Below are 277 nucleotides of genomic sequence, written 5' to 3'. Positions count from 1 at the left end.
GTGCGAGGCGTAGTCGACGTCGATGCGGCGGGCGCGGATCTCCGACTGCTCGCAGTGGGCGAGGAGTTCGTCGAGCGCGTTGCCGTCCCCGGCGACCACCGTGCTGGCGGGGCCGTTGACGGCGGCGACGGAGAGCCGGCCGTTCCAGCGGGCCAGCAGCTCCTCGGCGCGGTCGCGCGGCAGCGGGAGCGAGGCCATGCCGCCCTGTCCGGCGATGGCCAGGATCGCCTGGCTGCGCAGGGCGGCGACGCGGGCGCCGTCCTCCAGGGACAGGGCT

At 76.2% G+C, this 277-nt stretch carries 1 protein-coding gene; it reads right to left on the bottom strand.

Annotated elements, in window-relative coordinates; genetic code table 11:
- A partial coding sequence (locus tag VM95_RS38260) for an acyltransferase domain-containing protein (protein WP_045706386.1) occupies positions 1-277 on the bottom strand: 277 nt, incomplete at both ends.

It is taken from the genome of Streptomyces rubellomurinus (assembly GCF_000961885.1).
Classification (GTDB): Bacteria; Actinomycetota; Actinomycetes; order Streptomycetales; family Streptomycetaceae; genus Kitasatospora; species Kitasatospora rubellomurina.
Note: the sequence above shows the minus strand (reverse complement) of the source record. Positions and strands in the feature narration are given on the sequence as shown.